Genomic DNA, 21,948 nt, shown 5'->3' on the forward strand with positions numbered 1-21,948 from the left:
GGCCGGCGATGAGCACCGTGCTCGCGGCATTCCTCGACGCCTACGCCGATGCGTTACGCCGCCATCTCGCCGACCCGGAGGGCGACGGCCTGGCCGAGGGCCACGAGCTGGGCCGCCGGGCACTGGTCGAGGGCATCAGCCTGCTCGATCTCACCGAGCACCACTTCCGGGTGGTGAAACAGGCACAGGCCGAGGCCGGTGAGACGGCCGGGCCGCCCGATGCGGGCCGCGCGGAGAATCTGCTCGCCGAGGGCGCGCTCGAATTCCTGTTACAGACCCTGATCACCCTGGACGTGGCCACCCGCGGCTACCTCGACGGCACCCGCCGGTACGAGCAGCAGCGTTCCCGGGCCGACGATCTGGCCGGACGCGACGAATTCCGCACTGCCTTGGTCGAATCGCTGCAGGACGGGTTCTTCGTCGCCGACGCTCGCGGCAGCATCATCGAGGTGAACAAGGCGTTCGGCGAGCTCACCGGCTACGGCGCGGCCGGTGTCCCGTATCCGCTGCCGCATCCCTGGTCGATCCCGGAGGGCCCGCGCTACCCGGACCTGGGCACCGAGTCGTCCCGGTTCGTGGTACCGATCCAGCATCGGGACGGCCGCCGCCGCTGGATCGGGGTGAGTACCAGCGCGCTGGTCAAGCCCGACGGCGAGGAGCATATCTTCGTCGGCACCGTCCGCGATGTCACCGCCGAACACGACGCCCAGGCGCGCGACCAGGCCGCGAACCGGCTGGCGACCGCGCTGGCGGCGGCCACCACGGTCGCCGAGGTCCTCGAGGTGGGTCTGGACGAGTTGCGGCGCACGGTCGGCGCGGAGACCGCGGTGGTGGCGGTCTGGGCCGGTCCCACCGCACCGGAGGTCTATATTTCCGGCAATCCCCCGGCCGCCGCGGCGGGTTCCCGGCTCGAACCGGCGACGGAGGCGATTCTCAAACGCGCCCGCGTGCGGCCCGGGCGCACGCTCATCGCGGTCCCGGAGGGCGCGGGCAGCGCACAGGGCATCGTGGCGCCACTCGGCGAGAAGAGCGATGCCGCGCTGTGGCTGCGTTTCGCCGTCCCGCGAGTCGTCGACGCGGCCGACTGGACGCTGTTCTCGCTGCTCATCGGGCATCTCAGTCTGGCCGTCCAGCGAGCCCGCAACTTCGATCAGGCGCGCTCGACCTCACTGACCCTGCAGCGCGCCATGCTCGGTCCCATCGAACTCCCGCCCCGGTTCTCGGTGCACTACGAACCGGCTCTGCCGCCGCTGGAGATCGGCGGCGACTGGTACGACGTGGTCCCGCTGCCCAACGGCACCATCGGCGTGGTGGTCGGTGACTGTGTGGGCCGTGGCCTGTCCGCGGCCGTGGTGATGGGGCAGTTGCGTACCGCCGCCCGCGCGCTGCTGCTGCGCGGTGCCGGGCCGGCCCAGTTGCTCACCGAACTCGACCCGGTGGCGGCCCGGATTCCGGGAGCGCTGTGCACCACTGTCTGCGCGGCGGTGCTGGATCCGGTACGCGGGCTGGTCCGGTACAGCAACGCGGGCCATATGCCGCCCATCCTGGCCGATGTGGACAAAACCGGGCGCATGCTCGAGGGCGGCCGGTCGGTGCCGCTGGCGACCTTCGAGACCGCGCGCCGCCCGGAGGCCACCACGCCGCTGCCACCCGGGTCGACCCTGGTGTTGTTCACCGACGGCCTGGTGGAACGCCGCGGTGAGGATATCGACGAGGGTTTCACCAAGATCGCCACCGTTTTGGCCGATACCGCCGAGAAGCTGCCGCGCCAGGTCGCCGACTCGGTATTGTCGGCGCTACGGCCCGAGGGCGGATACGACGACGATATCGCCATGGTGGTCTACCGGCAGCCGCCCGCGCCGCTGCGGCTGGATGTACCGGCCCGGCCGGACCGGCTGGCCATGCTGCGTCGTACGCTGACAGCATGGCTGTCGTCCGCGGCGGTACCGCACAACCTCACCTCGGATCTGGTGGCCGCCACCAACGAGGCGTGCAGCAACAGTATCGAGCACGCCTATCGCAACGGCGGCAGTGACGCCGAACGGGTGGTGCTCACCGCCGAATGCGTAGGCGACCGGGTGGTCATCGAGACCATCGATACCGGGACCTGGCGTCCGCGTCCGGCCGATCCGGGGCCGCGAGGCCGCGGCATCGATATGATGCGGGCGCTCACCGAAGAACTCGAAATAGATCACCACCGGGGACCCGGAACCCGGGTACGGATGTCGGTCACGCTTCCGGCGATCACGTTCCCGGTGGCCAGCGCCCTGCGCGGGACGGGGAATCGGTCCGGCGGGGATACGATGCAGCGAGATCGAGAGACTCATGGCAGATTGTGATGATGTGACCAATACTCCTCCAGACGCGAACCCGCTCACGGATACGATGACGACCTCTGTCGCCGACCACGACGGTGTCACCGTGCTCACGGTGACCGGCGAGGTCGATCTCGCCACGGCTCCTGCCCTGGAGACCGCGATCGATGCCGCCCTCGAGGCCGAACCGGTCGGCCTGGTCGTCGACCTCGCTGCTGTGAGCTTTCTGGCGTCGGCCGGGATGGCCGCGCTGGTCGCCGCCCATCAGCGGGCCGGTGACAAGACCACGATCGCCCTGGTGGCCGACGGGCCCGCCACCAGCCGGCAGCTGAAGATGACGGCGCTGGACCAGGTCTTCGCCCTGCATACGACGCTGGACGCGGCCCTGGCGGGCTTCCGGGCGGGCTGAACCGCGCCACCACACCGGGCCGGGCCGGCGGACGATCCGCCGACCCGGCCCGGGCCGTTTCCGGAGCCGGATCAGTCGCAGATCGCGCGGAACTGTTCGATCAGCTTGACCCGGTCGGCCGGTGTCGCGGCCAGTGGCGCGACATTGAGCACGGTGACTCCCGCTTCGGCGAACGCGGCGACCCGTTCCTTCACGTATCCGGCCGGGCCGATCAGCGAGATATCGCGCACCAGCGAGTCCGGAACCACCTGTACCGCTTCGTCTTTCCGGCCCGCCAGATACAGCTCCTGGATCCGGTCGGCCTCCGCGCCGTAGCCGTAACGGGTGGCGAGGGTGTGATAGAAGTTCTTGCCCTTGGCGCCCATTCCGCCGATATAGAGCGCCAACATGGGTTTCACGAAGCCCAGGAGCGGTTCCACGTCTTCGCCGATGGCCAGGGCCGGTCCGGCGTAGATGTCGAGCGGGCCGAGTTCCGGGTCGCGCCGGTCCTTTCCGGCCCGCAGCGCGTCACCGAAGACGGCGTCGGCGCGTTCGGGCAGGAAGAAGATCGGCTGCCAGCCCTCGGCGACCTCGGCGGCCAGGGCCACGTTCTTGGGACCCAGCGCGGCGAGCAGCACCGGGATACGTTCGCGCACCGGATGGTTGATCAGCTTCAGTGGTTTGCCCAACCCGGTGCCGACCCCTTCGGGCAGCGGGATCTGGTAGTACTTGCCCTGGTAGTCGAGCCGTTCCCGGCGCCAGACCTTGCGGCAGATCTCCACGAGTTCGCGGGTCCGTCCGATCGGCGCATCGTAGGGCACCCCGTGGAATCCCTCGATGACCTGGGGCCCGGAGGCACCCAGGCCGAGCACGAACCGGCCGTCGGAGACGAAATCCAACCCCGCGGCGGTCATCGCGGTCAGCGTGGGCGTGCGGGTGTAGAGCTGCAGGATCCCCGAGGCCAGCTGCAAACGGGAGGTCTTGGCGGCGAGATAGCCCAGCGCGCTCACCGCGTCGAAGGAGTACGCCTCGGGCACGAACACGATGTCCAGTCCGGCACGCTCCAGATCGGCCACTTCGGCCGCCGCCTCGCTGAAGCCACCCGAGTAGTTGATGCTCAATCCGATCCGCATGCCCTCAACATAATCCCGGCTGCGGGGTGGCCACGCACCGGCCACGCCGGGCGACGCGGTAGGTTGAACACGAGAGCACAGCGCACTGCGCAGCTAACTTCGAGCAATTATGATCGAGAAAGGCCGAATCGTGTCGGAGCCCACCCAATCGCCACAGCACACCGCCAGCGGTTTCGCGGGTTCACCGATCGGTGACTACCTGGGCGAACTCGCGGCGAAGGTCCCGGCCCCGGGCGGCGGCGCGGTGGCCGCGCTGCACGCCGCGCAGGCGGCCGCACTGGTCGCCATGGTCGCGCGCTACACCACCCGCGCCAAGGACGCCGACCATCGGCCGGTGATCGACCGCATCATCGCGGCTGCCGATATCGCCCGCGGGGGCGCGCTGGCGCTGGCCGACGCCGACGCCCGGGCCTTCACCGCCGTCGGCGCCGCCTACAAGCTGCCCAAGGGCACCGACAGCGAAGCCGCCGCGCGGACGGCGGCGATCCACGACGCCCTGCTCGAGGCCGCCCGGGTCCCCGCCGCGGTGATCGACGCGGCGGACGAAATCCTCTCGTTGGCAACCGAACTGCTGCCGATCGGAAATCCGAACGTGGTCACCGATATCGGCGCGGCCGCCGCGGCGGCGCGGGCCGCCGTGGTGACCTCCCAGCTGAATATCGAGATCAATGTCGTCTCGCTTCCGGAAGAACACGCCGCCGCTTTCACCGAGGTGCCGGCGCGGATCGGGGAAATCACCGACCGGGCCGAAACACTGCATCGGGAGGTACTTCGCGCGGTTCGCGGCGGATGATTCGGGTACACAAACAGCACGTGCGAAATTAACCAGGTTTATGCCGAACTGGGATTTTTCGAGATCAAGTGCAGAACGGAGCACGCGTAGAATGGGCTTCGTTCCTGATATTCACACTGCTCCACCGCTCGACCAGGCTCGAGCAGCTAGACCGGCCGGCGGCGCACCGGCGGCCGGGGAACTGTTTGCCCCAGCTCGACGAGTGCAGGAGGTAACGGTGAGGATCGGGTACACATCGGCTCCGGTCGCGGCGGAACTCCCCGACCCAGGTATCGATGTCATCACCGAACACGGAGTCGTTTCCAATATCGCCGACTGTTCGGCGGATCCAGGAGTGTTGACGCTCGGCCAGGCCCGGCGCGCACACGATATCCACCGGCTCTGTTCTCCCGAATGCCAGGTCCGCAGACGGGCCCGTCTCACCTTGGCCGTCGCTTCGGCCGCCCCGGATCGTCCCACATTCGGCATTTCGCCCGGGCGGTCCGCGCACTACGGCGATTGATTCCCGCGTGGCGGGTGAAAACATCGTCCCGCCACGCCCCTTTCCGGCGCCGGGTATTCCGGCGCGCTTTCGATAGCGGTACCGAACTCGCACCGAATGGTTCTCTAGCAGCTCCACCCAATGGCCGGGTGGCGATCGGCGTATGCCGCGCGGCCACTAGTAGAGGAGGAAGAGTTGAGCACCATATTCACGAATGCGGAATCCGAATCGGATACTCCGGCGCGAAAACCACGGCGCGCCCGGTTCGGCGGTAACGGCCGAAATCACCCGCTGAACATCGTGTTGGTGGCCCCGCCCTATTTCGATGTCCCCCCGGCCGGTTACGGCGGCGTCGAAGCCGTGGTCGCCGAACTGGCCGACACCCTGATCGCACGCGGCCACCGGGTGACGCTACTGGGCGCCGGAAAGCCCGGTACCGAGGCGGAATTCGTCCCGGTCTGGGAGAGCACGCAGGCCGAGCGGCTGGGCGACCCCTTCCCGGAAGTGGTCAATGCGCTCAAGGTGCGGCGCGTAGTGGAAAAACTGGCCCGCTCCCGGCATATCGATATCATCCACGACCATACTTTCGCCGGCCCGTTGAACGCCCCCGCCTACGAGGCACTGGGCATTCCGACCGCGGTCACGGTGCACGGGCCGGTCGACAACGATATGTGGGAGTACTACGGCGCCCTGGACGAACACACCCGTCTCGTCGCGATCAGCGACCGGCAGCGTGAACTGGCGCCGAGTTTCAACTGGATCGGCCGGGTGCACAATGCGCTGCGACCCAGCGAATGGCCCTTCCGGACCGAGAAGCAGGACTATGCGCTGTTCCTCGGCCGCTACGCCTCCTACAAGGGCCCCCACCTCGCATTGCGCGCCGCGCACGAGGCCGGGATCAAGCTGGTCCTCGCCGGTAAGTGCAACGAGCCGCCCGAGAAGGCGTTCTTCGCCCAGGAGATCGAGCCGCTGCTCACCGATACCGACCACGTCTTCGGGGAAGCCGACGCGGTCGCCAAACGGGAACTGCTGGCGGGCGCGCGCTGCCTGCTGTTCCCGATCCGCTGGGAAGAGCCGTTCGGCATCGTGATGATCGAGGCCATGGCCTGCGGCACCCCGGTGGTGGCGTTGCGCGGCGGCGCGGTCGAGGAAGTGATCGAGCACGGGGTCACCGGCTTCATCTGCGATCATCCCGACGAACTGCCCGCGGCGATCGCGCGGGCCGGCGAACTGGATCCGCACGCGTGCCGACGGCGTGTCGAGGATTATTTCGGCGTGGATCAGCTGGGTGCCGGGTACGAGACGGCCTATTACCGCATACTCGATGCGTGGGACGAAGCCCACAGCAGCGCCCAGGCATTGTCCGCCGTCGGTACGCGTCGCACTGCGGTACCCGAGATACGCGCCGACGCCGGCACGACACCGGTATGGAGTAGGGCATGAACGCACCGCCGAGAATTCTCAACTCCGGCCAACCCGCCGCCATCAATGGCGGCGGGGGGACCGTGACCCTGGTCGAGGCGAGCACCTTCTGCTTGTCCGACCCCCTCGGCGATATCCATTCCGGCACCTCGCAGGGCCTGTTCTACCGGGACTCCCGGGTGATCTCCAGATGGGAGCTCCGTTTGGACGGGCAACCGGCCGAACACCTGACGGTGCTCACCCCGGAAGCATTCAAGGGCCGCTTCATCCTGCGCAAACCCCCGCGCGCCGGTGTCGCCGACAGCACTGTGCTGGTGGTGCGCCGGCGGCTCATCGGCAACGGGCTCAAGGAAACCATCACCGTGCGCAACCTCGGGCACGAGGACACGGCGATGACCATCACCCTGTTCGTCGATTCCGATTTCGCGGATCTGTTCGCGGTCAAGGAGGGCCGTAACCACGGCGGCGGCGCCGAGCACAATGCCGTCGACGGCGATCTACACCTGACCGACCATGCCGAGCCCGGACGCGGCCTGACCATCAGCGCCACCGCCGGGGCGGTCATGCTGCCCGGCACCATCACCTGGCAGGTGGTGGTGCCGGCCCGCGGGCGCTGGGATACCGAGATCCTGGCCCATCCGGTCATATCGCACCGCCGGGTGCCGATGGCGTTCGGGGACGACGAGGACAGCCCGATCAGCCGGTTGAAGGCATGGCGGGCCACCGCCACCGACCTCACCGCCACCGATCCGGCCCTGTCGGAGGTGCTGCAGCGCACCGAGAGCGATCTGGGCGCGCTGCGTATCGACGGCAGCACCGACGGCGCTCCGGCCTATGTGGCCGCGGGCGCCCCGTGGTTCATGGCCCTGTTCGGCCGGGACAGTCTGCTCACGTCGTGGATGGCGCTGCCGCTGGACTCCGCGCTCGCCGTCGGTACCCTGCGCCGGCTGGCGGATCTACAGGGTACGAAGGTCAACCCGATCACCGAGGAGGAGCCGGGGCGCATCATGCACGAGATGCGGCACGGCCCGGCCAGCGGCCAGGTACTCGGCGGGACCGTCTACTACGGTTCGGTGGACGCGACACCGCTGTTCGTGATGCTGCTCGCCGAATGCTGGCGCTGGGGCGCGGGGGACCAGGTGGTCCGCGAACTGCTCCCGGCCGCCGACGCGGCCCTGGCCTGGATCGACGAATACGGCGACGCCGACGGCGACGGATTCGTCGAATACCGCCGTAAAACCGATCGCGGCCTGAGCAATCAGGGCTGGAAGGACAGTTTCGACGCGATCAACGACGCCTCCGGCCATCTGGCCGAACCGTCCATCGCATTGTGCGAGGTCCAGGGCTATGTGTACGCGGCCCGTCTGGCCCGTGCCCAGCTCGCCGATCATTTCGGCGATACCGGCACCGCCGCCCGGCTGCGCGAGCAGGCCGAGAACCTCAAGGACCGGTTCGACGAGGCGTTCTGGGTCGCCAAGAACGGCTGGTACGCCGTGGCCCTGGACGGCCAGAAGAACCAGGTCGACGCGCTGACCAGCAATGCCGCCCAATGCCTGTGGTCCGGCATCGTATCCGACGAGCGTGCCGCCGAACTCATCGAACGGCTGGCCGATGGGTGTATGGACAGCGGTTTCGGCCTGCGCACCCTCGCGGCGGGAATGGGCGCCTACAACCCGATGAGCTATCACAACGGTTCGGTGTGGCCGCACGACACCGCGCTCGCGGTCGCCGGGCTGCTCCGGTACCGGCATATCGCCGGCGCCTCGGACCTGGCCGAGCGCCTCACCACGGGCCTGCTCGACGCGGCCATCGACTTCGGCGGCAGGCTGCCGGAGCTGTTCTGCGGATTCGCCCGGACCGAGTTCCGCTCGCCGGTCCCCTACCCCACCTCCTGCTCCCCGCAGGCGTGGGCGAGCGCGGCGCCGCTGCTGCTGGTGCGCTCCTTCCTCGGGCTCTCGCCGTGTGTACCGCATCGTGTCCTGCGGGTGACCCCGCAGTTGCCCCGGGAATGGGGGAAAGTGGGCCTGACCGACCTGAGACTGGGTTCTGCCACGGTCAGCATCCACGCCGAGGGCTCCACCATGCACGTCCACGGGCTGCCCGACGACTGGCAACTCGTCACCGAATAGCAATCACGCGGTGTGTCTACATCGCGAACAGGTGCCGGGACGATATCTTGGGTGGTTGAGTTGATCATGGCCCCTTAGGATGGACGTCTGTCCACCAGTCGTCCGTAAGGGGTGGAACCATGAATATCGTTGCCCGGCACCTTTTTCTAGCGATCGCGATCGCACTCTCGCTGGCCGTCGCCCCCGCCGGGGCGAACGCCATGACGATCGATCCACCCGGCCCCGCGCCCGTGGCCTCGACAACTCCCGCCGACGGCGCTCTGGTCGGAATCGCCCATCCGGTTACCGTCCGGTTCTCCGGCGCGGTCACGGACCGGGCCCGCGCCGAGCAGTCGCTGTCGGTGACCGCCGGCGATCCACTGCCCGGCACCTATACCTGGCGCGGTGACCGGGAACTGACCTGGACACCCACCGGATATCTGCCGGCGAACAGCACGCTCACCGTGAATTTCGGCGACCGCCGTACCCAGTTCCAGACCAACGGCGGGGTGATCGCGGACGCGAACATGTCCACCCACACCTTCACCGTCAGCATGGGCGGCGTGGTGGTGCGGATCATGCCCGCGTCCATGGGCAAACCCGGTTACGAGACACCCACCGGCACCTATCCGGTGCTGGAGAAATTCCGCAACATCATCTTCGATTCGCGGACCATCGGTATCCCCCTGGATTCTGCGGAGGGCTACCTGATCGACGGAGAATGGGCCGAGCGGCTCACCTGGGGTGGTGTCTTCGTCCACTCCGCGCCCTGGTCGGTCGATCAGCAGGGCAATTCCAATGTGAGTCATGGCTGTATCAATCTGGCTCCCGGCGACGCCTCGTGGTACTACGAGAACGTCGGTATCGGTGATCCGGTGAACATCCACTGGTGATCGGGCCACCGGGCGCGCCTGCCGCGCCCGGTGCCCGCCCCGCGCTGCGGTCCGGTCGCCGAGCCACTAGAACAATGAAGAGCGATCGCGCGTCGTGAACCGATGAAGGGGGCCGCGCCATGGATCGACCGCCGTCGGGTCCCGCCGACGGGGAACGGTATCCCCGGGATCGCACCGGCCCACCCCGGGAGCGGGACCCGCGCACGCCACCCGGACCCGGATACACGAATCAGGACCCGTCTCGCCGTGGCCACCCGGCCCCCTCCGGGCAGCGGAACCCGTACCCGGCACCCGCGTCCCGCGACGCCGACCCGGACCCGTATGCCGGCCTCTACCGGCCGCATTACGGCGATTCGGCGGCACCGGCCGATTCGATGCCCACCGAACCCATACCGGTGCTCCGGCTGCCGGGATGGGACAGCGGTAACGCCCGCTACGAGGGCTCCTGGTCGGACTGGGTCGCCCGGTCGAGCGCCGACCCGGCCGAACCCGAGGCCACGGCGGTGGATCCCGGTGTGGTTCCGCCTCCCGCCGATACCGCACCACCGCCCGCGGCCGACCCGGCCACCGAGTCCCCCGCCGCAGCCGAGGCCGAGCCGGTAGCGCCCCCCGCGGACACCTCCCCCGCGGGCGCCCGAGAACGCCTGCGCCGGCGGTTGACCTCACCCGACCACACCACTCCGGCGCCCGTCCGCGCGACTGCCCCCACGTCCGGCCGGAGCCGCGTAGTTCCGGTGCTGCTGGGAGTCGCGGGGGTCGCGGCCCTCGGCGCGGCCGCGTATGTACAGTTCGCGATCGTCGGCGGGGACGAACAGCGCGCCCCCGCCGCGGCGGCGCCCAGCGCCACGGCGCCCGCCGCCCCTGCCGCCGACCCGCACTGCGTGGCCGAACGGGTCGGTAACACCGTGCAGGGCAACGAACCGGGTGGCACCGATTCGGGGCCGTCGGCCATCTTCGGGTTCCAGCACGCCTACTACGTCGCCCGGTCCGGGGAGCAGGCCCGCGCGCTGGTCGCGGGAGACGCCGCCGTCCCGGCGGCCGCCGATATCCAGCGCGGTATAGACACCATCCCGGAGGGGACCACCTACTGCGTCCGGATCGCTCCTGGCGCGTTCGTCGGCCAGTACACCGTCACCGTCACCGAGTACCGGCCCGGCTCGGCACCGCTGGGATACAACCCGCAACTGGTCACGACGATGCGAATCGGTGACCGGACCTTGATCACCGGTATCGGCCCCATGCCCTGAGTGCCACGATTCGGCCCGGATCGGCGAACGAGGTGGTCCGGCGCGCTCGCGAAGCGCAGACTCGGGGGATGGACGCCATCGGTACGGCCCGGGTGCCGGATCATCCGACAGTACTGGCCGCCCTGTCCCTCGCCCGGCGGGCGCCGTCGGTGCACAATACGCAACCGTGGCGCTGGGTGTTCGACGGTCACCGGCTGCATCTGCACCGCGACACCAGCCGGCAGCTGTTCTCGGCAGATCCGCAGGGCAGACAACTGACCATCAGCTGCGGAGCCATCCTCGACCACACCAGGACCGCGTTCGCGGCGGCCGGCTGGGATACCGAGGTGATCCGGCTGCCCGATACGGCGCCCGACCACCTCGCCACCATCGATTTCGCGCCCGCCGCCGAGGTCTCCGATACCGTCCGGGCCCGTGCCACGGCCATCGAGCAGCGCTACACCGACCGGCTGCCGATGCTGCCACCCCGCGACTGGGACCGGGTCGAACCGGCCCTGTGCGCGGCGGCCGATGCCCGCGGGGCCCGGATCGAGGTACTCGGCGACTCCGCCCGGCTCCGCTTGGCCGCCGCCTCGGCGCAATCGGCGGCGCTGCGCGAATACGACCCGCAGTACCTGAACGAACTGCACTGGTGGGCGGGTAACACCTCCCCCGCCGACGGGGTGCCGATCTCCGCGCTGGTCTCGGCGGCGGAAGCTGCGCAGGTCGGGGTGGGCCGGGCCTTTCCCACCGCGCCGCCCTCGCTGCGGCGCGGGGAACTGACCGACGCATCGCGGCTACTGGTGCTCGGTTCGGACACCGACGGCTCCCTGGATTGGCTGCGAACCGGGGAAGCACTGTCCGCGGTACTGCTCGACTGCACGGCCGCCGGGCTGGCGACCTGCCCGCTGACCCATATCACCGAAGTCCCGGTGAGCCGGCGCGCCATCGCGGCCCTGCTTCCCGAGCCCGCGATTCCGCAAGTCGTGGTCCGGGTGGGCATCGCGCCCACCTCGGCGGCTCAACCCCCGACCCCGCGACGTACCGTCGCCGATTTTCTGGAACTGCATCGCACCGCCTGACCGGTGCGCACCTCACCTACCGTTCAGGTACACCGGCAGCCGGTGATGACCGTTGGAGATGAAACTCGGCACCACTCCCAGTTCCGCGGGCGCCACGGCGAGTTCCATCTTCGGGAAGCGCTCGAAGACGGCCGGTAGCGCGACCACCGCCTCCAGCCGGGCCAGCGGCGCGCCCAGACAGTGATGGGCACCGTACCCGAAGGCCAGATGCTTCTTCACCTTGCGGGCCGGGTCGAACTCGTCCGCAGTGTCCCCGTAGATGTTCGGATCCCGATTCGCCCCCGCATAACCGGCGAGGATCGCCTCGCCCTTCGCGATCTCGACACCACCGAGCACGAGATCCTCGACCGCATAGCGCAGCGGCACATGCGCTACCGGCGCCTCGAACCGAAGCGCCTCCTCCACCAGATCCGCCCAGGACATCCTGCCCTCGGCCAGATCGGCCCGTTGCCGCGGGCGTGTCAGCAGCAGATACATCGCCTGGTCGAGCAGGTTCACCGTGGTCTCGTGCCCGGCGCTGATCACCAGTAGCAAGGTATCGACGAGTTCCTGTTCGGTGAGCGAGGACTCGACGTCGGCGCTGTCGACTATCAGCAGGCTGGTCATATCGTCGCCCGGGTTCTCCCGGCGATAGGCCACCAGACGGAAGAGTAGCGCCTGCATCTCGGCGAAGTTCTGCTGAGACTTCGCCGGGGACAGAGTGGTGTCGAAGATACGGTCCACACAGTTGCGCAGTGGCGCCTTCAATTCGTTCGGCACCCCCATCAGTTCGCTGATCACTCGGATGGGCAGCGGATAGGCCAGTCCGTCTCGGAGGTCGGCGCTCTCACCGTCCGGCGTCGCGGCCAGCGTATCGAGCAACTCCTCGGTGATCGCTTCGATGCGGGGACGCAGCGCCATCGTGCGCCGCTGGGTGAATGCCGGGGCAACGAGTTTGCGCAGCCGACGGTGTTCGGGGCCGTAAGCGGTGAACATGTTGTTCACCGCGACCCAGGGCAGCAGCGGCCACTCGGCCGAGATCTCGCCGCTCTGGAACGCCGGCCAGTGCGCCCGGGGATCCTTCGATACCTGCGGTCCGGATAGAATCTTCTCGAGGATGGTCGCGTCGGTGACCGACCAGGCGCGCACGCCGCCCGGGAGCTCCACCAGAATCACCGGCCCCTGTTCCCGGAGCCGGGAGATCTCGCCCTGGATATCCGAGCCGCCGGGGTCCAGGACGACGGGGTCGATACGGTGCTGCATCGGGTACTCCTTTTGACTCGGCGAACTACTGCATGCCGGCCACAGTGATCGGCGGGCTCTTGGGGAAGGTGACCGGAAGCGATACCAGCGACCGGTTGAACGGACCGGGTCGCCAGCGCAACTCCTCGGGAGGTACCGCCAATTCCAGCTCCGGAAGTGCGTCCAGCAGTTGATCGATCGCGTCCTGCACGATTAGCAGGGCCCCCGGGCGTATGGGACAGGCGTGCGGTCCGGCGCCGAACGCCAGATGCGCCCGGTTGTCGGTGAAATCGCCGGTGCGGATGGCCGGATCGTTGTTGCAGCCGGTCATGCTGATCAGCACCGGTTGATGTGCGGGCAACCATACGTCCCCGATGAGGATCGGTTGCCGCGGATAGCTGATGCAGTAGTTGGCCATCGGCGGATCGTTGAACAGTACCTCGTCCAGCGCATCCCGGGTGGACAGGCTTCCGTCCAGGACATTGGCCGCGAACCGCTCGTCGGTCAGCATCAGCAACAGCGTGTTCACGATCAGATTCTGTGTCGGCTCGATCCCCGCGCCGTAGAGCGTCACGAGCTGGTGGATCATTTCCTCGTCGGCCAGATTCGCCGAGTGCTCCACCAGCCAGCTGGTCACATCGGCGCCCGGTTCGGCCCGTTTGAGGCGGGTCAGTTCCAGAAACGCCTCGGACAGCATCTGGCTGCCCGCTGCGGCATCGACCGTATCGAACATGGCCGCCATCCCGGTCGCCGCGCGGTGCCCGAGTTCGGGCGAACAGCCGATCAATTCGTTGAGGGTGGCGAAGATCAGCGGGAGTGCGAACTGGCTGATCACATCGCAGTGACCGTCCGCGCAGAACGAGTTGATCAGCGGGATCGCATTGGCTTCCACGGTCTGGTGCAGCCGGTGCAGGTCGATCTTGTTCAAGGCCGACGCGGCCGCCGACCGATATCGCACATGGTCACGACCGGCACTGCGGAGAGGGTTGGGCCGCCACTCCATCATCGGCCGGATCGGTGAGTCGGCCGGAATATTACGTTCCCACATCCGCGGATCGGCGGGGAAATGTTCCGGGTCGTTCAGGATTCGCAGGGCTGTGTGATAGCCGATCACCAGGGTGGCGGGCACTCCCGGGGCCAGCTCCACCGGAGCCAGCGACCCGAAACTCTGTCGCATTTCCCGGTACACCCGGTGTGGATCGGCAGCGTACTCGGCAGAGTACAAGGGGACACGTGGGCCGTCGAAATCTATCGGCGCTACGGTCGACAGAGGTTCGCTCTCGATATTCAACGTCTGCTGGTTCCTGCGGCTGTAGTCTGCGGCCGGCCGTCCGGCCGGGGGGCTGAATTCGCGACTCTACCCGAGCCTCGCACAGGCGAAAGGGTTTTCGCAGCCCGAACGATGATTCGACCCGACCCAAGACCGTAACCCCCTGCCCGACAGGCACATCGGCTCGTCTACCGCCACGGTTGTGCCGTGGCCCGGGTCCGGCCGAGGCGGAATTACCGGAGCACCCGGGCGGGGACCACGGTCGGCGGCTCAACCTATCCGGATCGGCGGACTCTCGGGAAAGGTGACCGGCAGCGATACCAGCGCGCGATGGAACGGCCCGGGCCGCCAGCGCAACTCCGTACGTGGCACCGCAAGCCGCATTTCCGGCACCGCGTCCAGCAGTTGATCAATGGCATCCTGAACCACCAGCAAAGCCACCGACCGGGCCGGACAGCTGTGCGGGCCCGCGCTGAAGGCCAGATGGGACCGGTTGAGGGCCGGCCCATCGGCTTTGATGGCGGGATCGTTGTTGCACGCGGTCATCCCGATCAATACCGGCTGGTGTGCCGGCAACCAGATCCCGTCGATCAGTATCGGCTGCCGCGGATAGCTGACGCAGTAGTTGGACAGCGGCGGATCGTTGAACAGCACCTCGTCGAGGGCGTCACGGGTGGAGAGACTGCCGTCCAGCACATTGGCGGCGAACCGCTCATCGGTCAGCATCAGCAGCAGCGTATTCGCGATCAGGTTCTGCGGCGGCTCGGTACCCGCGCCGTAGAGCAGCGCCAGCTGCTGCCGGGTCTCCTCGTCACTCAACTGCACCGGATGCCGGACCAGCCGGGTGGTGATGTCGTCACCGGGCTTGATCCGTTTGAGCCGGGCCAGTTCCAGCAGCGCGTCGGCCTGGGTGGCATTACCTTCGGCCGCGTCCACCGTATCGAACATGGCCGCCAGGCCGCGGGCCGCGCGGTGCCCGAGTTCGGGCGGGCAGCCGAGCATGGCGTTGAGGGTGGCGAAGATCAGCGGGGAGGCGTACTGCCCGACCACATCGCAGTAGCCGTCGGCACAGAAGGAGTTGATCAGCGTGACCGCGATCTGCTCGATGGTGGTGCGCAATTCGTGCATATCGATCTCGCCGATGGCCGAGACCGCGGCCGACCGGTAGCGGATCCGTTCCTGACCGACGGTGCGCAGCGGATTGGGCCGGTATTCCATCATGGGCAATACCGGGCAGTCTTCGGGTATGCCGCGCTGCCATACCCGAGGGTCGGCGGGAAAGTGCTCGGGATCGTTGAGGATTCGCAGGGCGGTGTGATAGCCGATCACCAGGGTGGCCGGGACACCCGGGGCCAGCTCCACCGGAGCCAGCGACCCGAAACGCTGCCGCATCTCCCGGTACACCTTGTGCGGATCAGCGGCGAACTCCTCCGAGTACAGGGGAACGTAGGGGCCGATGGGATCTACCGGAGAGCCGTGGATCACCAGGCGTGGATCGGGAACGCGGTCCTGCTCATGTTGTGCTGTGGTCAAGACATCACACTCCGAGGTTCATATGAATCGGCGAATAGTGCGTTCTCGCAGACCTATCCGCCGACCCATACATTCCGCTCAGCGACGTCCGCGACGAGCCATCAGCATGAAGTTGTAGTAACCGGAACCATTTACGCTACCGGGTTCAGCCCAGGTACACGGGCAATTCCTGGTGACCGTTGGAAACGAAGCTGACCACCGGCTTCAATTCGCCGACCTCGACGGCCAACCGGATATCCGGGAACCGCCGGAACAGCGCGGGCAGCGCCAGCTCGCCCTCCATCCGGGCCAGGGGCGCACCGATGCAATGGTGCGCCCCGTGCCCGAAGGACACATGATCCTTGACCACCCGGGTCACGTCGAAGATATCGGCGGTGGCACCGTGGATCTTGGGGTCACGGCCGGCCGCGGCGTAGGAGGCCAGGATCGCCTCGCCCTTGCCGATCCGCAGCCCCTCGATCTCGATGTCCTCCACCGCGTACCGCAGCGGCAGATGCGCCACCGGCGCCTGGTAGCGCAGTGTCTCCTCGACCACCTCCGACCAGCTCACCTCACCCGCCAGCGCGGCCGCGCGCTGCTCGGGATGGGTGAGCAACGCGACAATGGCCTGGTCGAGCAGGTTGACCGTTGTCTCGTGGCCGGCATTGATGACCAGCATCAGGGTTTCGACGATCTGCTTCTCGGTGAGCTGCGAACCGTCCTCGTCGCGGCTGCTGATCATCACGCTGGTGATGTCGTCGCCGGGGTTGTCGCGCCGATAGGCGACCAGTTCGGTCACCAGACCGTACATCTCGACGAAATTGGCCTGCGCCCCGGCCTGATCGATCGTGGTGTCGAAGTACCGGTCCACACAGACCCGCAGGCCCGCACCGAGGGATTCCGGAACACCCAGCAGTTCGGTGATCACCTGGATCGGCACCGGGTAGGCGTAGCCCTCGCGCAGGTCGACGACCTGACCCGCGGGTACGGCGGCCAGCCGGTCCAGCAGATCGGCGACGAGCGCTTCCACCCGTGGGCGCAGCGCGGCGGTCCGCCGATGAGTGAAGGCCGGGGACACCAGCCGGCGCAGCCGGCGATGATCGGCCCCGTAGGTGGTGAACATGTTCTCTACCGCGATCCACGGCAGCAGCGGCCAGTCCTCGGTGATCTCACCGTTCACGAACGCCGTCCAGTGCTGGCGCGGATCCTTGGACACCCGCGGATCGGCCAGCAGGCTCTTCAGGACCGCCGCGTCGGTGACCGACCACGCGGGCACATTACCCGGCAACTCGATCAGCGCGGCGGGCCCCTGGGCACGCAACCTCGCCGCTTCCCCTTGGGTATCGGCACCGGCCATATCCAGGACGATGGGTTGGCGTTCCAACGACTGACTCCTTAGACGAGAGGCAAGGGAGGAGAAGGCGGAAAAACGACGGGTAGGGCGGCCAGGGCCCGGTGGAAGGGCCCGGGGCGCCAGACGAGGTCCTCGGGTGCCACCGCGAGTTCCAGTTCGGGCAGCGCGTCGAGCAGCAGGTCGATCGCCCCCTGCACCACCACGAACGCCGGCGACTGCGCGGGACACGCGTGTGGTCCGATACTCCAGGCCAGATGGGAGCGGTTGCCCGTATGGTCGGCGCCCCGGATGGCCGGATCGTTGTTGCACGCGGACAGGCTGATCACCACCGGCTGGTGGGCGGGCAACCAGGTGTTCTCGACGAGAATCGGCTGCCGCGGATAGGTGGTGCAGAAGTTGGCCATCGGCGGGTCGTTGAACAGCACCTCGTCCAGCGCGTCGCGGGTGGACAGCGCACCGCCGAGCATGTTCCCGCCGAACCGCTCGTCGGTCATCATGAGCAGCAGGGTGTTGTTGATCAGGTTCTGCTGCGGCTCCACACCGGCGCCGTAGAAGCTGATCAGATTGGACAGCAGCTCTTCGTCGTCGAGTTTCGCTGGATGATGCACCAGCCGGGAGGTCACATCGTCGGCCGGATCGGAACGCTTCATGAAGACGAGCTCCATCAGCGCTTCGCTGAGATGGGTCATCCCCCATTCGGCGTTGACCGTGTCGAACAACGCGGCCATCCCGTTGGCGACGCGCTCACCCAGCTCCAGTGAGCAACCCACCATCCGGTTGATCACCTCGAACACCAGCGGGAACGCGTACTGCGTGACCAGATCGGCCTTGCCCGTCTCGCAGAAGGAGTTGATCAGCGGAACCGCGATCCGCTCCACGGTCTGGTGCAGTTCGTGCAGGTCGATACCGTCGATCGCGTGCACATACGCCTGGCGGTACCGCTGATGCAGTTCACCGCTATTGCGCAGGGCGTTGGGGTACCACTCCATCATCGGTTTGATCGGCGAATCCGGCGGGATGCTCGTCTGCCAGGTCCGCGGATCGGCGGGGAAGCGGTCGGGATCGTTGAGGATCCGCACGGCCGCGTCGTAACCGATCACCAGGGTGGCGGGCACATCCGGGGCCAGATCGATGGGGACCAGTGACCCGTACCGGCTCCGCATCGCGGCGTAGGCGCGATGCGGATCACCGGCGAACTCTTCGGAGAAGAGACCGAAGCGGTCGCCGGCACCTCCGGTGGGGTCTCCGTGAACGACCGGGCAACCGGCGAACGGAGGTTGTTGTTGCGGAACCGGAGAGAACTGCGTTGTCAAAGACGAGACTCCAATCGGCGGAACAGGAACTCGACGAGCGTGATCAGCGACTGCAGGCAGGTGCGCCGATCACGGGCGTCGAGGGCTATGAGCGGAGTGTCGTCGGTCAGGTCGAGTGCCTCGCGCACTTCCGACAGCGGGAAGCGGTTAGAACCCTCGAACTCGTTCACCCCGACCGCGTACGGCACCCCGCGCTCCTCGAGGACCGCCAGTACCTCGTCGGCCTTCTCGATACGCCGGGTGTCCACCAGGACCAGCGCGCCCAGTGCGCCCTTGGCCAGTTCCTCCCACAACGGAATGAACCGCTGCTGGCCCGGCGTACCGAAGAGGTACAGGGCCAGTTCGGGGTTGAGCGTGATACGGCCGAAGTCCATCGCGACCGTGGTCTGCGTTTTCGACCCCAGCCCACCCAGATCGTCGATACCGACGCTGGCCTCGGTGATGGTCTCTTCGGTACGCAGCGGTTTGATCTCGGAAATACTGCTCACGAAGGTGGTTTTGCCGACGCCGAAATTACCGGCCACCAGCAATTTCACCGAGCGGGTCACCGTCTCCGGCACATAGTCGACCGCGCGGCCGTATTCCGCGGACCGATCAGGCCGGGAGAGCACGGAGCCCATTGAGTACCTCCTCGAGCAGGGCGATCTCCGGCATTATTTCCGCCGGGGTCGGGATATTGAGATGTCCGCTGTCCAGCAGATCGGACACGACGATCGTCACCACCGAAGGCGGGAGGTCGAGATAGGCGGCGACCTCCGCAATGGACAGGGCGCCGCGGGCACAGACATCGACCACCCGGCGCGCATCCGGTGTGGAGCCCGGCGCCGCATCTCCGACGGCGACGACCAGGGTGACCAGGCCGAGCTCACGGGTCGGACGGGAGCGTCCGCCGGTCCGCACATACGCGCGGACCAGGTCTGGATCACGCCGCGACCGGCTCATTGCAGATCGCCGCCGTGTGCGCCTCTGCGAGGTTCACTCCCGAGCTCGTGGCCGACCCGCCCGGCGAGCTCGTTCATCCGGTGGGCGATCAGGCCCACGTCGATATCGGTCATGGTCGCCACACCCAGGAGCGCGCCCTCGCCCGCCGCGGTGATCATGATCATGCCCTGGTCGTATTCGGTCATGTTCTGCCGTACATCGTTTCCGTTGCTACCGCAGAACTCGCCGAGCGCCTTACCGAGCGAACGCAGGCCGGAGGCGGCAGCGGCGAACCGCTCGGCATCGTCTTTCGCGATACCCGCCGAATGGGCGATACGCAGCCCGTCCTCGGACAACAGGACGGCGAATCGGACGCCGGGAACCTCGAGATCGTCCAGTAACCAGCCCAGTTTGTTGGTGCTGTCGGATACCACTGTCCTCGGTGAACCCATCAGGATGTCATCCCTTCGGTGTGTTCGGATGCGGCGGCACGGCCGCTCTTGGAGCCGCTCTGCCAGGCAGCGGCGATATCGGGGCGGGGCTGCCCCGGTTCGGTCCTGTCCTGTCCGGACACGCGATCGTTGATGTCATCAGGGACGGCCGCGGCACGGCGCCGGCGCCGGGGCAGACCGCCGCTGGTGATGTCGTGGACTGTCGTACGCTGCTCGCTCTCGGTCTCGTCGATGCCACCTGCCGCCGAAGTCCGTTCGACAGGCCGGGAGCTCTCGGACACGACCGGGATCGCGGCGTGCGCGCCGGTACTTGTCGCCGAATGTGCTCCGATACCGGACGATACGGCGTTCCCGCTCAGAGCGTTACCGGAGCTTCCCGATACCGACGAGGCCTGGCCACCGGGAACCGCGGCGAGTTCCCGCGGTGCCGACGCGCCGGCCGGGGACGCGGCGTCGTTGTCCTGGTTGGACTTCGGTGCGACCAGCAGTGCCTCCGGGATGTAGACCATGGCGCGCATACCGCCGTAGGCGTTGGGCCCGTCGATGTAGACGGTGAACCCGTACCGGCGGGCGAGCGCGGCGATACCCGGGAAACCGACCTTGGGAGCCGGCCCGAGCTGATGGATATCGATCGAGCGTTCGTTGGCCAGGACCTGGCGGGCCTCTTCCATCTGCTCGGCGTTCATCCGGACACCGGCGTCGTCGACGATCACGGTCACACCGTGATGACCTTCCTGGAAGGTCACGTCCACGAAGGAGGTGGGCGGGGAGTAGCGCAGCGCGTTGTCGATGAGCGAGGCCAGCGTGTGCACCAGCGGTTCGACCGCACGACTGATGACGATGCGGTCCAGCTGGGACGGACGGACCCGCAGGTAGTCGCGGACACGACCGGTCGCGCCGCCGACGACGTCGGTGAGCGACTGGGCGGGCCAGCGGCGGCCGGGCAGACCACCACAGACGATCACGTAGGACTGCGCCTGACGGATCATCTGCTGCACGGTGTGGTCGATCCGGATGAGGGTCTCGTAGACGCGGTCGTCGCGGTGTTCGCGGAGCGCGGAGCTCACGACCTGGGAGACGTCGGCTCCCAGGCTCACCACGGAGGTACCGAACGAGCGGACCGCGGCGCTGGTCGCCTCGCGGGCAAGGGTTTCCGAGCGTTCGCGGCCGGCGTCGGCCTCGGTCCGGACGTTCCGTTCGGCGGCGGAGACGGCGGTACGGACCTGCTCCTCCATCTCCCGGGTGACGGCTTCGCGGGCTTCGCTCTGGACCGTCCGCAGGTCTTCGGTGACCCGGTCGAGGATCCAGCGCAGGCACTGGGCGAAACGCGAATTCTCCAGTCCGGGGGGTACTTCGGGCGCCACGGAGGTCTGGTCGAAGCGGCGGGTGGACTCCGAGAGGGCGGGCAACGTGCTGGCCGCGAGATGCTCGAGCGCATCGTCGCGTACGGCTAGTTCCCGCTCGAGCACATCGAGTCGTTTCTGTTGGTCTCGCACGGCCCGAACGGCGTACCACGCCACGCCGAGCACCAATATGGGGGCGAGTATCCAGGGAAGCAGCACGGCGGTATTCAGATTCATCAGCTTTCTCGTCGTTGACGGGGCTCGAGGCGCGCCACGCGGTGCCGTGGCATGCCACGACGCTTCGTCTCGCCTTCCTCGCGACGCCGACCATGTTCGCCCCTGGCCGGATGAGGTCCGCGCCGGGCACCGCGGTAACGGTCGGTGACATATCCCTTAGTTACTTTCGAGTACTCGAAAGTAACTAAGGGACAAGTCATTCGGCCGATCGATGACCACCGGAGCACATACGCCGATGGCCCGGAACCCGACGACTCGCCCACAGTAGCAGCATTGCCGTGAACTCTCTCAATAACGGCCGATAATCGATTGTCACCGTTCCGTGATAGGGCCGCGACCTCGCAGAATGCGGAAAGGTATTGCGAGCGTGAAGATCACGACCACAGGACTCCGCGGGGACCGCGCGTGCAGCCGGGGGTGCCCCAACGCACATTGCGATCGCATGGCCGATCACCAGGGCCGGAACACCGAAAGAAGACCGACC

General features: G+C 67.7%; 19 protein-coding genes. 9 read left to right on the plus strand and 10 right to left on the minus strand.

Features of this window, described 5'->3' with window-relative positions:
• Positions 1-8 precede the first annotated feature (8 nt).
• Both NGR01S_RS19515 and NGR01S_RS19520 read left to right on the plus strand, forming a co-directional pair.
• Entirely contained in the window at positions 9-2,339 is a 2,331-nt protein-coding gene (locus NGR01S_RS19515) for a SpoIIE family protein phosphatase (RefSeq protein ID WP_063038823.1), read from the plus strand.
• Positions 2,340-2,385: 46 nt separating this feature from the next.
• Complete coding sequence (locus NGR01S_RS19520) at positions 2,386-2,724, plus strand: STAS domain-containing protein (RefSeq protein WP_063039000.1); 339 nt, start codon at positions 2,386-2,388, stop codon at positions 2,722-2,724.
• A gap of 71 nt (positions 2,725-2,795) precedes the next feature.
• On the opposite strand, the gene NGR01S_RS19525 is transcribed toward NGR01S_RS19520, so the two are convergent.
• Positions 2,796-3,836, minus strand: a complete 1,041-nt coding sequence (locus NGR01S_RS19525; RefSeq protein ID WP_063038825.1) for an LLM class F420-dependent oxidoreductase — start codon at positions 3,834-3,836, stop codon at positions 2,796-2,798.
• Between the two features lie 130 nt (positions 3,837-3,966).
• Between NGR01S_RS19525 and NGR01S_RS19530 the strand changes: the two genes are divergently transcribed.
• The 7 genes from NGR01S_RS19530 to NGR01S_RS19560 all read left to right on the plus strand — a co-directional run bounded on the left by NGR01S_RS19530 (position 3,967) and on the right by NGR01S_RS19560 (position 11,841).
• Positions 3,967-4,629, plus strand: coding sequence for a cyclodeaminase/cyclohydrolase family protein (locus NGR01S_RS19530; protein ID WP_063039002.1), 663 nt, complete (start codon positions 3,967-3,969; stop codon positions 4,627-4,629).
• A 217-nt stretch (positions 4,630-4,846) separates the two neighbouring features.
• Complete coding sequence (locus NGR01S_RS19535; RefSeq protein ID WP_157107341.1) at positions 4,847-5,131, plus strand: hypothetical protein; 285 nt, start codon at positions 4,847-4,849, stop codon at positions 5,129-5,131.
• A gap of 174 nt (positions 5,132-5,305) precedes the next feature.
• Positions 5,306-6,553, plus strand: a complete 1,248-nt coding sequence (locus tag NGR01S_RS19540; protein WP_063038829.1) for a glycosyltransferase family 4 protein — start codon at positions 5,306-5,308, stop codon at positions 6,551-6,553.
• A complete protein-coding gene (locus tag NGR01S_RS19545) occupies positions 6,550-8,661 on the plus strand; it encodes an amylo-alpha-1,6-glucosidase (RefSeq protein WP_063038832.1) in 2,112 nt (703 codons plus the stop codon). Before NGR01S_RS19540 ends, NGR01S_RS19545 begins: the two co-directional genes overlap by 4 nt.
• 119 nt (positions 8,662-8,780) lie before the next feature.
• Positions 8,781-9,533, plus strand: coding sequence for a L,D-transpeptidase (locus NGR01S_RS19550; protein WP_063038833.1), 753 nt, complete (start codon positions 8,781-8,783; stop codon positions 9,531-9,533).
• Positions 9,534-9,652: 119 nt separating this feature from the next.
• On the plus strand, positions 9,653-10,780 hold the full coding sequence (locus NGR01S_RS19555; RefSeq protein ID WP_063038835.1) for a DUF8176 domain-containing protein: 1,128 nt from the start codon (positions 9,653-9,655) through the stop codon (positions 10,778-10,780).
• A gap of 68 nt (positions 10,781-10,848) precedes the next feature.
• The gene (locus NGR01S_RS19560; protein WP_063038837.1) at positions 10,849-11,841 is read left to right on the plus strand and encodes an Acg family FMN-binding oxidoreductase; all 993 of its coding nucleotides are present in this window, start codon (positions 10,849-10,851) and stop codon (positions 11,839-11,841) included.
• 12 nt (positions 11,842-11,853) lie between these two features.
• Here NGR01S_RS19560 and NGR01S_RS19565 read toward each other — a convergent pair whose 3' ends face one another.
• The 9 genes from NGR01S_RS19565 to NGR01S_RS19605 all read right to left on the minus strand — a co-directional run bounded on the left by NGR01S_RS19565 (position 11,854) and on the right by NGR01S_RS19605 (position 21,464).
• Positions 11,854-13,083, minus strand: a complete 1,230-nt coding sequence (locus tag NGR01S_RS19565; RefSeq protein WP_063038839.1) for a cytochrome P450 family protein — start codon at positions 13,081-13,083, stop codon at positions 11,854-11,856.
• A 25-nt stretch (positions 13,084-13,108) separates the two neighbouring features.
• Positions 13,109-14,239, minus strand: coding sequence for a cytochrome P450 (locus NGR01S_RS19570; RefSeq protein ID WP_307718775.1), 1,131 nt, complete (start codon positions 14,237-14,239; stop codon positions 13,109-13,111).
• A gap of 363 nt (positions 14,240-14,602) precedes the next feature.
• A complete protein-coding gene (locus tag NGR01S_RS19575; RefSeq protein WP_245664674.1) occupies positions 14,603-15,865 on the minus strand; it encodes a cytochrome P450 in 1,263 nt (420 codons plus the stop codon).
• Positions 15,866-16,010: 145 nt separating this feature from the next.
• The gene (locus NGR01S_RS19580) at positions 16,011-17,228 is read right to left on the minus strand and encodes a cytochrome P450 family protein (protein ID WP_063038843.1); all 1,218 of its coding nucleotides are present in this window, start codon (positions 17,226-17,228) and stop codon (positions 16,011-16,013) included.
• Between the two features lie 11 nt (positions 17,229-17,239).
• Positions 17,240-18,511: a cytochrome P450 gene (locus NGR01S_RS19585; protein ID WP_063038845.1), complete on the minus strand. Its 1,272-nt coding sequence runs from the start codon at positions 18,509-18,511 to the stop codon at positions 17,240-17,242.
• Positions 18,508-19,131, minus strand: coding sequence for a GTP-binding protein (locus NGR01S_RS19590; protein WP_063038847.1), 624 nt, complete (start codon positions 19,129-19,131; stop codon positions 18,508-18,510). Before NGR01S_RS19590 ends, NGR01S_RS19585 begins: the two co-directional genes overlap by 4 nt.
• Positions 19,106-19,453 (minus strand): DUF742 domain-containing protein, encoded by a 348-nt coding sequence (locus NGR01S_RS19595; protein WP_063038849.1) that lies wholly within the window; start codon positions 19,451-19,453, stop codon positions 19,106-19,108. The genes NGR01S_RS19590 and NGR01S_RS19595 overlap by 26 nt, the downstream gene beginning before the upstream one ends.
• Positions 19,450-19,884 carry a roadblock/LC7 domain-containing protein gene (locus NGR01S_RS19600; RefSeq protein WP_030521402.1) on the minus strand — a complete coding sequence of 145 codons (435 nt, stop codon included), beginning with the start codon at positions 19,882-19,884 and terminating at the stop codon, positions 19,450-19,452. Before NGR01S_RS19600 ends, NGR01S_RS19595 begins: the two co-directional genes overlap by 4 nt.
• Positions 19,884-21,464, minus strand: a complete 1,581-nt coding sequence (locus NGR01S_RS19605) for an ATP-binding protein (RefSeq protein ID WP_063038851.1) — start codon at positions 21,462-21,464, stop codon at positions 19,884-19,886. Before NGR01S_RS19605 ends, NGR01S_RS19600 begins: the two co-directional genes overlap by 1 nt.
• Positions 21,465-21,948: the final 484 nt, after the last annotated feature.

Origin of the sequence: Nocardia grenadensis NBRC 108939 (assembly GCF_001613445.1) — a bacterium.
Lineage (GTDB): Bacteria > Actinomycetota > Actinomycetes > Mycobacteriales > Mycobacteriaceae > Nocardia > Nocardia grenadensis.